The organism is Streptomyces sp. SYP-A7185 (assembly GCF_046103685.1).
In the GTDB taxonomy this organism is placed as follows: domain Bacteria; phylum Actinomycetota; class Actinomycetes; order Streptomycetales; family Streptomycetaceae; genus Streptomyces.
Window position 1 is genome coordinate 5,752,187 of record NZ_CP122310.1, and the last position, 12,683, is coordinate 5,764,869.

The 12,683-nt window shown below is 71.8% G+C and carries 11 protein-coding genes, 1 pseudogene and 1 riboswitch; of the genes and pseudogenes, 6 read left to right on the plus strand and 6 right to left on the minus strand.

All coding sequences use genetic code 11. From position 1 onward, the window contains the following. Positions 1-18: 18 nt before the first annotated feature. Positions 19-924 carry a glycine betaine ABC transporter substrate-binding protein gene (locus QBL25_RS25310; protein WP_409062767.1) on the plus strand — a complete coding sequence of 302 codons (906 nt, stop codon included), beginning with the start codon at positions 19-21 and terminating at the stop codon, positions 922-924. A gap of 241 nt (positions 925-1,165) precedes the next feature. On the opposite strand, the gene QBL25_RS25315 is transcribed toward QBL25_RS25310, so the two are convergent. Further along, on the minus strand, positions 1,166-1,693 hold the full coding sequence (locus QBL25_RS25315; RefSeq protein ID WP_409059263.1) for a carboxymuconolactone decarboxylase family protein: 528 nt from the start codon (positions 1,691-1,693) through the stop codon (positions 1,166-1,168). Between the two features lie 362 nt (positions 1,694-2,055). Here QBL25_RS25315 and QBL25_RS25320 point away from each other — a divergent pair. Then, positions 2,056-3,451: pseudogene (locus QBL25_RS25320) on the plus strand (PLP-dependent aminotransferase family protein). 103 nt (positions 3,452-3,554) lie between these two features. Here the strand turns inward: QBL25_RS25320 and QBL25_RS25325 are convergent. Then, the gene (locus QBL25_RS25325) at positions 3,555-4,421 is read right to left on the minus strand and encodes a hypothetical protein (RefSeq protein ID WP_409062768.1); all 867 of its coding nucleotides are present in this window, start codon (positions 4,419-4,421) and stop codon (positions 3,555-3,557) included. A gap of 130 nt (positions 4,422-4,551) precedes the next feature. Between QBL25_RS25325 and QBL25_RS25330 the strand changes: the two genes are divergently transcribed. The 3 genes from QBL25_RS25330 to QBL25_RS25340 all read left to right on the plus strand — a co-directional run bounded on the left by QBL25_RS25330 (position 4,552) and on the right by QBL25_RS25340 (position 7,076). Beyond that, positions 4,552-4,983: a hypothetical protein gene (locus QBL25_RS25330; RefSeq protein WP_409059264.1), complete on the plus strand. Its 432-nt coding sequence runs from the start codon at positions 4,552-4,554 to the stop codon at positions 4,981-4,983. A gap of 32 nt (positions 4,984-5,015) precedes the next feature. Next, positions 5,016-6,206: a glutathionylspermidine synthase family protein gene (locus QBL25_RS25335; protein ID WP_409059265.1), complete on the plus strand. Its 1,191-nt coding sequence runs from the start codon at positions 5,016-5,018 to the stop codon at positions 6,204-6,206. Positions 6,207-6,284: 78 nt separating this feature from the next. Then, the gene (locus QBL25_RS25340) at positions 6,285-7,076 is read left to right on the plus strand and encodes an SAM-dependent methyltransferase (protein ID WP_409059266.1); all 792 of its coding nucleotides are present in this window, start codon (positions 6,285-6,287) and stop codon (positions 7,074-7,076) included. A gap of 113 nt (positions 7,077-7,189) precedes the next feature. Here the strand turns inward: QBL25_RS25340 and rocD are convergent, their stop codons facing one another. Beyond that, on the minus strand, positions 7,190-8,392 hold the full coding sequence (gene rocD, locus QBL25_RS25345) for an ornithine--oxo-acid transaminase (protein WP_409059267.1): 1,203 nt from the start codon (positions 8,390-8,392) through the stop codon (positions 7,190-7,192). Between the two features lie 111 nt (positions 8,393-8,503). Then, positions 8,504-8,594, plus strand: a riboswitch (ZMP/ZTP riboswitch). A 40-nt stretch (positions 8,595-8,634) separates the two neighbouring features. Here rocD and glyA point away from each other — a divergent pair. After that, entirely contained in the window at positions 8,635-9,948 is a 1,314-nt protein-coding gene (glyA, locus tag QBL25_RS25350) for a serine hydroxymethyltransferase (RefSeq protein WP_409059268.1), read from the plus strand. A gap of 76 nt (positions 9,949-10,024) precedes the next feature. On the opposite strand, the gene QBL25_RS25355 is transcribed toward glyA, so the two are convergent. The 3 genes from QBL25_RS25355 to QBL25_RS25365 all read right to left on the minus strand — a co-directional run bounded on the left by QBL25_RS25355 (position 10,025) and on the right by QBL25_RS25365 (position 12,522). Beyond that, the gene (locus QBL25_RS25355; protein ID WP_409059269.1) at positions 10,025-10,867 is read right to left on the minus strand and encodes a hypothetical protein; all 843 of its coding nucleotides are present in this window, start codon (positions 10,865-10,867) and stop codon (positions 10,025-10,027) included. A gap of 106 nt (positions 10,868-10,973) precedes the next feature. After that, on the minus strand, positions 10,974-11,897 hold the full coding sequence (locus QBL25_RS25360; protein WP_409059270.1) for a hypothetical protein: 924 nt from the start codon (positions 11,895-11,897) through the stop codon (positions 10,974-10,976). Next, a complete protein-coding gene (locus QBL25_RS25365; RefSeq protein ID WP_409062769.1) occupies positions 11,884-12,522 on the minus strand; it encodes an RNA polymerase sigma factor in 639 nt (212 codons plus the stop codon). Before QBL25_RS25365 ends, QBL25_RS25360 begins: the two co-directional genes overlap by 14 nt. Positions 12,523-12,683 lie beyond the last annotated feature (161 nt).

Below are 12,683 nucleotides of genomic sequence, written 5' to 3' on the forward strand. Positions count from 1 at the left end.
GGTCTCGGCGTCGCCTCGATGCTGGCGCTCAGTGCCTGCGGCGCCGCGGACACCAAGTCCTCCGGCGGCTCGGACGAGGTCACCATCACGGTCCCCTCGTGGGTCGGCGCACGCGCCAACGCCGAGGTCGCCAAGGTGCTCCTCGAGGACGAGGTCGGCGTCAAGAAGGTCGACCTCCAGCAGCTCGACGAGCCGATCGCGTGGGACGCGCTCAACAACGGCAAGGCCGACGCGATCCTGGAGGACTGGGACGGCCAGCCCAACAAGCAGAAGCTCTACATCGACCAGAAGAAGACGGTCGTCAAGGGCGGCGACCTGGGCGTCACCGGGCACATCGGCTGGTACGTGCCGAAGTACTACGCGGACAAGCACCCGGACGTCCTGGACTACAAGAACCTCAACAAGTACGCCAAGGACTTCAAGAGCAACCGCAGCGGCGACAAGGGCGAGTTCATCGGCGCGGCCCCCTCGTACACCACGTACGACGAGTTCCTGATCAAGAACCACAAGCTGAACTTCAAGATCAAGGACACCGGCAACGAGGCGGCGCAGATCAAGGAGATCCAGCGCAAGTACGCCGCCAAGGAGCCCTTCATCAGCTACTGGTGGGAGCCCCTGTGGGCGAACGCCGACATGGACCTGGTCGAGGTGAAGCTCCCGGAGTTCAAGGAGGGCTGCAACGAGCCCGAGACCAAGACCGAGTGCGGCTACGCCAACACCCCGCTCCAGAAGTACTTCAACGCCGACTTCGCCAAGGACGGCGGTGACGCGGCGGAGTTCCTGAAGAACTTCAAGTGGACGACCGAGGAGCAGAACGAGGTCGCCATGTCCATCGCCAAGGACAAGATGAGCGGCGAGGCCGCGGCCAAGAAGTGGGTCAAGGCCAACAAGGACGTCTGGGAGTCCTGGATCCCCAAGAAGTGACGTGACGCCGCCGCTCACCCGCAGGCAGGTGAGCCGGACGGCCGGCATGACGGTGCCCCTTCAGGCTCGCCGCGCGCGCTCCGTGGTGCAGCGCGCGGAAGTCGTCCACGAGACTCACGGCACGTACCCGCCCGGTTCGGTACGACGGCTGACCATCAGCCCTTGCTTCGCCGCCGCGCCGCCGCGCCGAGCGCGACCAGGGCGGAACCGAAGCGCTTGTCCAAGTGGGTGGTCCGAGCGGTCACTTGTGGTCTCCGGCCTTGTAGTGACCCGGCACCTGGCGCGTCGAGACGCCGAAGCGGTTCCACGCGTTGATCACCGTGATCGCGGCGATCAGCTGCGTCAGCTCCTGCTCCCCGAAGAGGGCCGCGGCCTTGTCGTACACCGCGTCCGGCACGAAGCCGTCCGTCAGGACGGTGATCGCCTCCGTCAGCTCGATCGCGGCGACCTCCTTCGCCGTGTAGAAGTGCTGCGACTCCTCCCAGGCGCTGAGCTGGATGATCCGCTCCACGCTCTCGCCCGCCGCGAGGGCGTCCTTGCTGTGCATGTCGACGCAGAGGGCGCAGTGGTTGATCTGCGAGGCCCTGATCTTCACGAGTTCAAGGATCACCGGGTCGACGCCCTGACGGGCGGCCGCGTCGAGCCGGACCATCGCCTTGAAGACCTCGGGGGCCTGCGCGTGCCAGTCGAGGCGGGGGGTGTGCTCGGGGACGTACTCCTTGGGCCGGGGTGCGTCGGTGGGGGAGAGGCTGTCGTTCGTCGTCGTCATGTCATCGACGGTACGGGCGGAGTAGCCCACGGGTATGGTCCATTTCCATGGAAGAATCCTGGGCCACTTTGGGCGTCGACCTCCACCTGGAGCTGGAAAAACTGGGCAGGGCGGGGAAGGCGGGGAGGGTTGGGGGGTCCGGGGAGACTTCGGGGGCCGGGAAGGGCGGGAAAGCTGCGGGGGCCGGGAAGGCTGGGAGGTCCGGGGAGTCTGCGGCAGCCGGGGAGGCCGGGGAGCCCGGGAGGCTCGCGGCAGCCGGGGAGACCGGGAGGTTCGCGGAGGCCAGGGAGCCCGGGGAGGCCGGGAGGCTCGCGGAGGCCGGGGAGGCCGGGGAGACCGGGGGAGAGGGGGCGCGCTCCGGCGTGCGCAAGGGCCTCACGGACGCTCTGCGTGAGGCGGTGCGCGGCGGCAGGCTCGCCCCCGGCACGCGCCTGCCCTCGTCCCGCTCCCTCGCCGTCGACCTGGGCATCGCCCGCAACACCGTCGCCGACGCGTACGCGGACCTCGTCGCCGAGGGCTGGCTCACCGCGCGCCAGGGTTCCGGCACCCGGGTGGCGGAACGCGCCGTGCCGCGTCCCGCCGAACCCGCACCGCGCCGCAGGGCCGCCGGCGGTCCCACGTACGACCTGATGCCGGGCACCCCCGACCTCTCCGCGTTCCCGCGCGCCGCCTGGCTCAAGGCCGCGCGCCGGGCCATGGCGACCGCCCCGAACGACGCGCTCGGCTACGGCGACCCGCGCGGGCGCATCGAGCTGCGCACCGCCCTTGCCGGCTATCTCTCCCGGGCGCGCGGCGTGCACGCGGACCCGGACCGCATCGTCGTCTGCGCCGGGTTCGCGCAGGGGCTGAGCCTGCTGGGCGGCGTGCTGCGGGCCCGCGGTCTGCGGGAGGTGACGGTCGAGTCGTACGGCCTGGACGTGCACTGGGACCTGCTGAAGCGGGCGGGGCTGCGGACGAGACCGCTGCCCTTCGACGAACTGGGCACCTGCACAGCCGAGTTGAGTGCGGGTGCGGGCTCAGGTGCGCGTGCGGGTGCGGGTTCACGTGCGGGCTCGGGCTCTGGATCGGGCTCGGCGAAGGCGGTGCTCCTGACGCCCGCCCACCAGTTCCCGATGGGGGTGCCGCTGCACCCCGACCGGCGTGCGGCCGCCGTGGACTGGGCGCGGCGCGAGGGCGGCCTGATCCTGGAGGACGACTACGACGGGGAGTTCCGCTACGACCGGCAGCCGGTGGGCGCGCTCCAGGGCCTCGACCCCGACCGCGTGGTCTACCTGGGCACGGCCAGCAAGTCCCTCGCCCCGGGCCTGCGGCTCGGCTGGATGGTGCTGCCCGAGCCGATCGCCGCCGAGGTCATCGAGGCGAAGGGGGGGCGCGGAATGGGCGTGCGGGGCGCTGGACCAACTGACGCTCGCGGAGTTCATCACGTCGGGCGCGTACGACCGCCATGTGCGGGGCGCGCGGCTGCGTTACCGCCGCCGGCGGGACCAACTGGTCGCCGCGCTGGCCGCACGTGCACCGGAGGTACGGGCCACGGGGATCGCCGCGGGGCTGCACGCGGTGCTCGAACTTCCGCCGGGCACGGAACGCACGGTGGTGCAGGCGGCCAGCTGGCAACGCCTCGCGGTCCAGGGCCTGGCCAGCTTCCGCCACCCCGACGCACGCCCCCCGGAACGGGACGCCCTGGTCGTGGGCTACGGCACACCGGCGGACCACGGGTGGGCGGGGGCGCTGGAGGCGCTGTGCGCGGTCTTGCCGTAGGGGGGTCCGGTACGGGGAGCCCTGAGGGTTCTCCCTGCGGGGCAGCGCCGAAGCGAAAACCCCGCAAGTACGGCCCCCCGGGGCGCCCGAGGCGGCGTAAGCCTTACGCCGCCCCTGCCCCCGTCCCCTCCACCGGACTCGTCCCCTCCCCCGGAGGCGGCGCCTCGCCGAAGCGGGCCAAGGCCAGCGCCCCCGCCACGGCCACCACGAAGCCCAGGACCGCGACCCACTCCATACCGTCCCGGGTCCGGTCGCCGAGCCACACCACGCCCACCACCGCGGGCCCGATCGTCTCCCCGATCACCATCCCCGCGGTCGCGGTCGTCACGGAGCCCCGCTGCAAGGCCGACGTGAGCAGCAGGAAGGCCGCGCCTCCGCCCACCAGCAGGGCGTACGCGGCCGGGTTCCTCAGCAGCGCGCCCGGCGAGACCTCGTCGATCAGCCGCACGGCCACCTCCACCACCCCGAACCCGAGCCCCGCCCCGAGCCCCAGGGCCAACGCCCGCCCCCGCCCCGGCAGCCGCCCGGCCACCGCGCCGAGCAGCAGCACGCCCATCGCGACGCCCAGCATCACGTACCGCAGAGCCGTCGACCCGACGCCCTCCCCCTCGTCCCCCGAAGCGAGTCCCAGGAGGGCGAGCCCCGCGCACACCACTCCCACCGCCGCCCACTCCACACCGCTGAGCCGCACCCGCAGCATCCGCGAGGCCACCACCGCCGTGACGGCGAGGCTCGCGGCGAGGGCCGCACCCACGGCGTAGATCGGGATGGAGCGCAACGCCACGATCTGGAGCAGGAACCCGAGCCCGTCGAGCGCGAGCCCCACGACGTACCGCCACTGCCTCACCGCACGCAGCAGCAGCGCGGGGTCGACCCCGGAGCCCGTCCCCGGCGTCGTGGCGCGGGCGGCGACGGCCTGGAAGACGGAGGCCGTGCCGAAGCAGACCGCTGAACCAAGTGCACAAATCATCCCAAGAGACACGAAGTGACTGTAGAGGAAGCGGATTCGGCTGAGCCGGTTGGCATGGCGCGGGACCGTTTACCTACGCTGGTCGCCGAGCACGTCTTGACACATGTACGACAACGGGGGAGTACGGCAGATGGCAGCCGAGAAGGAAACAGGGGCCCCGCGGCGCAGGCTGCGGTCCAGCACGGTCGTCCTCGGCGGGATGGGCGTCCTCGCGGCGGCCCTGACCTCGTGCGGCTCGGAGCCGGACAAGCGGTGCGTGGACCGCGACAGCTACGACTACCTCACCGGCTACAAGATCGTCGCAGACAAGAACTGCAAGAGCGGTGCCGGCTCGTCCTCCTCGAACGGCGGCGGCAAGGGACGGAAGACCGGCGGCAGTTCCTACGGAACCGGGACGGGAACGGGGACAGGAACAGGCGCCGGCAAGTCTTCCGGCCGCATGGACCCGAACTGGTACTACGACGCCGACATCGACGGCCGCCACGCCGACAACGGCACCTTCAGCCGCAGCGAGGCCGTGGACCGCGACGGCTTCGGCTGCTCGGGCAGCGGCGGCGGCTGAGCCGGCCGCGAAGGAGACCGGGACCCCGGACCATGGAACGCCGCACCCTCACCCCACGCCCCGGCTGGCAGCAGACCGTCGAGGACCAGGGGCTCATCTACCCCCTCACGCGCTACCCCGACGACTCCCTGCGCCCCTACTGGGACGAGTCCGCCTGCTACGTCTTCTCCTTGCCCGAGGTGGAAGCCCTGGAAGAGGTCGTCGAGGAGCTGCACGCGATGTGCCTCGCGGCGGCCGAGCACATCGTCACGCACGACCGCCTCGCCGACCTCGGCATCACGGACCCGAGGGTGGCCGACGCCGTCACCGAGGCCTGGCGCCGCCGCGCCGAACTGCCGTCCCTCTACGGGCGGTTCGACCTGCACTACGCGGGCCCGGGCGCCGGCCCCGCCAAGCTCCTGGAGTACAACGCCGACACCCCCACGTCCCTGGTCGAGGCCGCGAGCCCCCAGTGGTTCTGGATGGAGGAGTGCTTCCCGGGCGCCGACCAGTGGAACTCCCTGCACGAGCGGCTCGTCGACGCCTGGAAGAAGCAGGCCCCGCTCCTCCCGCCCGGCGGCCCGCTGTACTTCGCGCACTCCGCGGGCGACGAACTCGGCGAGGACCTGATGACGGTCGCGTACCTGCGCGAGACCGCGCAGCAGGCCGGGCTCGCCACCGAGGCGATCTCCATGGAGGACATCGGCTGGGACCGGCTCTCGCGGCGCTTCGTCGACAAGAGACTCGGCTTCATCCGCAGCTGCTTCAAGCTCTACCCCTGGGAGTGGCTGACCACCGACCGCTTCGCCCCGCACGTCCTGGAGACCCTCGACAACGGCGGCGGCACCGGCTCCACCCTGTGGATCGAGCCCGCCTGGAAGATGCTGCTCTCCAACAAGGCGCTGCTCGCGATCCTCTGGGAGCTGTACCCCGGCCACCCCAACCTCCTCCCCGCCTACCTGGACGGCCCCCGGGAGCTTGCGTCCGAGCGCGGCTACGTCGCCAAGCCCCTCCTCGGCCGCGAAGGCGCCGGAGTCACGGTCCACCCGCCGGGCGCCGAGCCCGTCGTACGCGAAGAGGCCTGCTGCTACCAGGAGTTCGCCCCACTGCCCGACTTCGACGGCAACCGCGTGGTGCTCGGTGCCTGGGTGGTCGAGGACGAGGCGGCGGGACTCGGCATCCGGGAGTCGGCGGGCCTGATCACGGACGAGTACGCGAGATTCCTGCCGCACGTGATTCTCTGAGGCGGACGGAGGCCCTCCGTCAAGTCCCCCTAGTACGCTGCCGATTGATCGACCACGGACCCGGAGGCGACGACGCACATGGCCGACAGCAGGATCAACACCACGCAGCCTCACACGGCCCGCATCTGGAACTACTGGCTCGGCGGCAAGGACAACTACCCCGTCGACCAGGCCGCCGGGGACCAGATCCGCACCCTGCACCCGGGCATCGGCGCCTACGCCCTGGCCGACCGGCAGTTCCTCGGGCGGGCCGTGAGCCACCTCGTGACCGAGTGCGGCATCCGGCAGTTCCTCGACATCGGCACCGGACTGCCGACCGCCGACAACACCCACGAGGTCGCCCAGCGGATCGCCTCCGAGTCCCGCGTCGTCTACGTGGACAACGACCCCCTGGTCCTCACTCACGCGCGCGCCCTGCTCACCAGCACCCCCGAGGGCAGGACCGACTACCTCGACGAGGACCTGCGCAACGTCGACACGATCCTCGAACACGCCGCCAAGACCCTGGACCTCACGCAGCCGGTCGCGCTGATGCTGCTCGGGGTCGTCATCTTCATCGACGACGACTCCGAGGCGTACGGCATCGTGCGCCGTTTGCTCGACGCGCTGCCGTCCGGCAGCCATCTGGTCCTCTCGCACACCATCACCAGCCCGGAGATGCCCGACGTGGACGAGGCGGTGGCGTTCTGGAACGAGAACGGCACCCCCAAGCTCACGCAGCGCACCCCCGAGCAGGTCACCGGCTTCTTCGAAGGCCTCGAACTCCTCGACCCCGGCGTGGTCTCGTGCAACCGCTGGCGCCCGGCCGCCGACGCCGCACCGGTCCTGGAGGACGTGGCGATGTTCGGCGGCGTCGGCACCAAACCCTGACACCGCCCCCGACGACCCGGCCACCCCTGACGGCCCCGCCGCCCCTGACGCCCCCGCCACCCCCGACGACTCCGCCGCCCGGCTGCCCGGCCGCCCCGCTGACCGCACAGGAGCTACGCCAGCACCTCCCGCAGTTGGTCGAGGCCCCAGTCCAGGTCCTCCTTGCTGATCACCAGGGGCGGGGCGATGCGGATCGTGGAGCCGTGGGTGTCCTTGACCAGGACACCGCGGTCCATCAGCTTCTCGGAGATCTCGCGGCCCGTGCCGTGCGACGGCTCGATGTCGACGCCCGCCCACAGCCCGCGCCCCCGCACCTGGGTCACCGCGCCCGCACCGGCCAGCAGGCCCAGCTCGGCGTGCAGGTGCTCGCCCAGTTCCGTGGCCCGCTGCTGGAACTCGCCCGAGCTCAGCATCGCGACGACCTCCAGGCCCACCGCACACGCCAGCGGGTTGCCGCCGAACGTCGACCCGTGCTCGCCCGGCTTGAACACCCCGAGGACCTCCGCGTCCGCCACCACCGCCGACACCGGCACGACACCCCCGCCCAGCGCCTTGCCCAGGATGTACACGTCCGGCACCACACCCTCGTGCTCGCACGCGAACGTCTTCCCCGTCCTGCCGAGCCCCGACTGGATCTCGTCCGCCATGAGGAGGACGTTCCGCTCCCGCGTCAGCTCCCGCACACCCGCGAGATACCCGGCCGGTGGCACCAGGACCCCGGCCTCTCCCTGGATCGGCTCGATGAGCACGGCCACGGTGTTCTCCGTGACCGCCTCCCGCATGGCCGTCAGATCGCCGTACGGAACGATCTCGAACCCCGGGGTGTACGGGCCGAAGTCCGCCCGCGCCTCCTGGTCCGTCGAGAAGCTGACGATGGTCGTGGTCCGCCCGTGGAAGTTGTCCCGGGCCACGACGATCTTCGCTCGCCCGTCGGGCACGCCCTTGACCTGGTACCCCCACTTCCTGGCGGTCTTCACGGCCGTCTCCACGGCCTCCGCCCCGGTGTTCATCGGCAGCACCATCTCCTTGCCGCACAGCTCCGCGAGCCGCGTACAGAAGTCGGCGAACCGGTCGTGGTGGAAGGCCCGCGAGGTGAGCGTCACGCGCTCCAGCTGCGCCTTGGCCGTGTCGATCAGGCGGCGGTTGCCGTGCCCGAAATTCAGCGCGGAGTACCCGGCCAGCATGTCGAGGTAGCGGCGCCCCTCGACGTCCGTCATCCAGGCACCCTCCGCCGACGCGACCACGATGGGCAGCGGGTGATAGTTGTGCGCGCTGTGCGCTTCGGCCGAGGTGATGAACTCTTCGGTAGTCGACACGGGGTCTCCGTTCGTCCTGCGGCTTGGGGCGGGTGTGGCGCCCCATTCCTATCGTCGCTCGGATCGCGGACGAAGAAACCTGCCGACGTGGCGTGCCCGCTAGGCTGCTTCCTACAGCACGGCGACTGGCGCACGGGGAACGGACCCCGGGGGAGCCGTGCGAGGCAGAACCTTCGAGGTGCCGACCGCCTGGGCACCCCGGGACCACGACCGGAAACTCACCGCTCGCCCCGGAGGACGCCATGACCCACCCCTCTTCTCCCGGTTCCCCGAATCCCTCGGATTCGCCCCACGCCCTCAGCCATCCCGCGCTCACCGCCGAGGACCCCGAACTGGCCGCCCTCGTCGGCGCCGAGGAGCAGCTCCAGGCCGACACGCTGCGGCTGATCCCCAGCGAGAACTACGTCTCCACCGCCGTCCTCGAAGCCTCCGGCACGGTCCTTCAGAACAAGTACAGCGAGGGCTACCCGGGCCGCCGCTACTACGAGGGCCAGCAGAACATCGACCCCGTCGAGCGCCTCGCCGTCGCCCGCGCCAAGTCCCTCTTCGGCGTCGATCACGCCAACGTCCAGCCCTACTCCGGCTCCCCGGCCAACCTCGCCGTCTACCTCGCCTTCGCCGAGCCCGGCGACACCGTGATGGGCATGGCCCTCCCCATGGGCGGCCACCTCACCCACGGCTGGGGCGTCTCCGCCACGGGCAAGTGGTTCCGCGGCGTCCAGTACGGCGTCCGCCACGACACGGGCCGCATCGACTTCGACGAGGTGCGCGACCTCGCCCTCAAGGAACGTCCGAAGCTGATCTTCTGCGGTGGCACCGCCCTCCCTCGCACCATCGACTTCGCCGCCTTCGCCGAGATCGCCCGCGAGGCGGGGGCCGTCCTCGTCGCCGACATCGCGCACATCGCCGGCCTGATCGCGGGCGGCGCCCACCCCTCACCGGTGCCGCACGCCGACGTGATCTCCACGACCACCCACAAGACCCTGCGCGGCCCGCGCGGCGCGATGCTGATGTCCCGCGAGGAGCACGCCAAGGCCATCGACAAGGCGGTCTTCCCCGGCTTGCAGGGCGGCCCCCACAACCAGACCACCGCGGCCATCGCCGTCGCCCTGCACGAGGCGTCACGTCCCTCCTTCCGCGACTACGCCCACGCGGTCGTCGCCAACGCCCGGGCCCTCGCCGAAGCGCTGCTCGCCCGCGGTTTCGACCTGGTCTCCGGCGGCACCGACAACCACCTCATCCTGATGGACCTCACCCCCAAGGACGTCCCGGGCAAGATCGCCGCTAAGGCCCTCGACCGCGCCGGGATCGTCGTCAACCACAACACCGTGCCGTACGACCCCAGGAAGCCGTTCGACCCGTCCGGTGTCCGCATCGGCACCCCCTCGCTCACCTCCCGCGGTCTCGGCGTCGAGCACATGCCGACCGTCGCCGACTGGATCGACCGAGGCGTCGCCGCGGCCCGCACCGGTGACGAGGACGCCCTGACGAAGATCCGCGCCGAGGTAGCCGACCTGATGACCGCCCACCCGGCCCCGGGCCTCCCGCCCCACTGACCCACGGGGCGAAACCGCTACCCCTCCCGGGGGACCCTCCCGGCCAACTCGCCGGCCGGGGGGTCCGTCGCCGTCCTCACAGGTCCCTCAACTCCTGCCGTGGGCCCCCGTCATGACGCCGCCGCCCGCGCAGTGAGGCAAGCAGGGCACGACGCTCGGTGAGCGGCCCCCGCAGCAGCAGTGCTCCCACGACCCCCACCGCGGCGCCCGGTATCGCCCACCACCAGCCCGCCCCGCCGAAGCCCTGCGGGACATCGCTCCGGTCACCGGCAGCCTGCCCGTCCCCGTCCCCGTCCTCGGCGGCGGGCGGCGGTGCCGGTGGCCCACCGGCATCTGCCTCCGGCCGTATCGGCTGATTGCCCCCGTCCGTGGACGCGCCCATGACCCCGAGCTTCTTGAACAGGGCCGTCAGGCGTGCCGGGTCCTTGGCCCTGTGCCAGGTGCCGCTCATGGACTCGATGTCCGTCGAGGTGTGGATCCACACGGCAGCGACGTCTTCACCGCCCTTGCCGCCGCCCTGGCCGCCCTTGCTCTCCGTATCGCCCTCATCGCCTTTCTCACCCCTTTTGCCCCTCTTGCCCTTCGCGCTCTCCCCGCCCCTGTCGTCCTCGGAGCCCGGCGGCACCGCGTACGCCCGGTCCACCCGCCACGGGCGCACGTCGTGGAGCATCCACGTCACGTTGATCTGATGGCTCTCCTCGCTCATGCTCAGGCCCGGTGGCTGCTCGGGCCGGCCCTTGTCTATCTCGCCGAGGGTGCCGAGGCCGCGCTCCAGCTGCACGTACTCCTTGTCGCTCACATACAGCGCCGAGCTCTGTCCGCTCTCGGGGGAGACCACCAGAACGCTCGTCGGTCCGCCCGCCATCGCCGGGGGCGCTCCCGCCACCACCAGCGCCAGCGCGGCCGCGACTCCCGCCACCGACCCGCACTGTCCCCGTGCCGTCCGCTTCCGCATGTCCCGTCCCCCACCGCTCCCGGCACGGCCCGTCCGCGCCGCCTCACTTCTGGTACACCGCCCGAGCCCTTCAGGTTCCCGATCCGTCCGCCCCGCCAGGAATCGAGTTCCCGATCTTCAGCGCGCGCTCCTTCGACGCCACGCCCTCCAGGCGCAGCGTGAGCTCAGGGCCGTGCGTCCACAGGAGCGTCGGACCCGCCGTCCGCTCGGAGCGAGACCAGCGGTCGCCCTCTCCGTCCACCATCCAGAACGCGAGCCGATGCGGGCGCGGGAACCACAGCGCCTGCTCCCGGCCGACCTGGACCCAGTCCGGCTGCTCCGTCACCGTCTTGGTGAAGCCCACGTCCAGCCGGGCCCCGAACTCGTCGAGCCGTATCGTCCGGTCCTCCTCGCGCCAGCACAGCGTGACCACGACGCGCGCGCCCCGCTCCCGCGTCACCGCCACGCCGTCCGGAGCGCCCAGCGCCTTCGGCACCGCCGGGACGAACCCGGCCCGCCGCCCGACCTCGGCAAGGCTCACCCCATCACCGCACCCCGGCACGCGTGCGTCACCCGGCGGAGGCGCCGAGGGGTCGTACCGCACCTCGACCCCGCCGAAGTCGAACCACTCGAAGACCGCCGCCCGCACCGGCGGTGTCAGCACCGCCGCCGTCAGGAGCCCGCACAGCGCCGCCGTCAGGACCCGCCACCGCACCCGCAGCCACGACCGCAGCCGGGAGAAGAGCCCGGGAGGCTCGGCCACCGGGACCGGCACCGACTCCGCGATGATCTGCGCGATGACCCGCTCGGCCATCGACGCGCCGGTGAGCCCGGGCGGATCCATGGACCGGCCGAGCGCCCGCAGCTCCTCAGGAAGCCGACGGGCACGCCCGACGCCACCGGACACGCCCTGCTCACCGCCGCCCCGGCCTCGACCGCCCCGATCGCCCTGCTCACCGCCGCCCCGGCCCCGCAGGCTGTCGTCCCGCTCGTGCTCCCGCTCACCCACGCCCATCACCTCCCTCCGCCGAGTCCGCTCCCTCAGCCCTCGCAGCCCTCGCAGCCCTCTCAGCTCCCTTGGCTCCCTCCGCTTTCTCCCTGTCCTCGTCCGCTCCCCGCGGCAGGATCCGCTCCAGCTTCCGCAGCGCGCGGTTCAGCCGGGACTTGACCGTGCCCCGAGGCCAGCCCAGCGCCTCGGCCGTCTCCGCCTCGTCCATTTCCAGGAGATAGCGATACGTGACGACCAGGCGGTGCTCCTCGCTCAGCCGGTCGAGCGCGGCGAGCAGGGCCGTCCTGCGCTCGTCCCGAAGGGCCGCCACCGCCGGGTCCGCCGATTCCGGTATCAGCGGCTCCGCCTCGACGAGCGCCGCCTCGCGGCCGACGAGCGACCGCTGCCGGACCGCCGAACGCACTGTGTTCCTCGTCTCATTGGCGACGATCGACAACAGCCACGGCTTGAACGCCGAGCCGTCCCTGAACCGCCCCAAGGAGCAGTACGCCTTGAAGAAGGCCTGCTGCACCACGTCTTCCGCGTCCGCTCCCGCCCCGAGTGCCACGGCCGCCCTGAGCGCGAGTCCGGTGAAGGCGCGCACCAATTCCGCGTACGCCTCGGCCTCACCGGCGCGCACACGTGCGATCACCGCACCCTCGTCGACGACGCGGCCCCCCTCCAGGACCTCCCCCTGTGCCCTCACACTGTTGATACACCGGCCGGACGCGATCGGTTCCGCATGCGCGACCATCGGATCCAGACGACGCACCACCGGCCCGGAGCAGACCCGGCCGAGACCCGCCGAACACC

What these genes read in the sequence shown, in the direction of transcription:
- glyA (WP_409059268.1), top strand. Translation starts at nt 8,635, where the DNA reads ATGACCCACCCCTCTTCTCCCGGTTCCCCGAATCCCTCGGATTCGCCC.
- QBL25_RS25330 (WP_409059264.1), top strand. Translation starts at nt 4,552, where the DNA reads ATGGCAGCCGAGAAGGAAACAGGGGCCCCGCGGCGCAGGCTGCGGTCC.
- QBL25_RS25325 (WP_409062768.1), bottom strand. Translation starts at nt 4,421, where the DNA reads ATGATTTGTGCACTTGGTTCAGCGGTCTGCTTCGGCACGGCCTCCGTC.
- QBL25_RS25335 (WP_409059265.1), top strand. Translation starts at nt 5,016, where the DNA reads ATGGAACGCCGCACCCTCACCCCACGCCCCGGCTGGCAGCAGACCGTC.
- QBL25_RS25310 (WP_409062767.1), top strand. Translation starts at nt 19, where the DNA reads ATGCTGGCGCTCAGTGCCTGCGGCGCCGCGGACACCAAGTCCTCCGGC.
- QBL25_RS25315 (WP_409059263.1), bottom strand. Translation starts at nt 1,693, where the DNA reads ATGACGACGACGAACGACAGCCTCTCCCCCACCGACGCACCCCGGCCC.
- QBL25_RS25340 (WP_409059266.1), top strand. Translation starts at nt 6,285, where the DNA reads ATGGCCGACAGCAGGATCAACACCACGCAGCCTCACACGGCCCGCATC.
- QBL25_RS25360 (WP_409059270.1), bottom strand. Translation starts at nt 11,897, where the DNA reads ATGGGCGTGGGTGAGCGGGAGCACGAGCGGGACGACAGCCTGCGGGGC.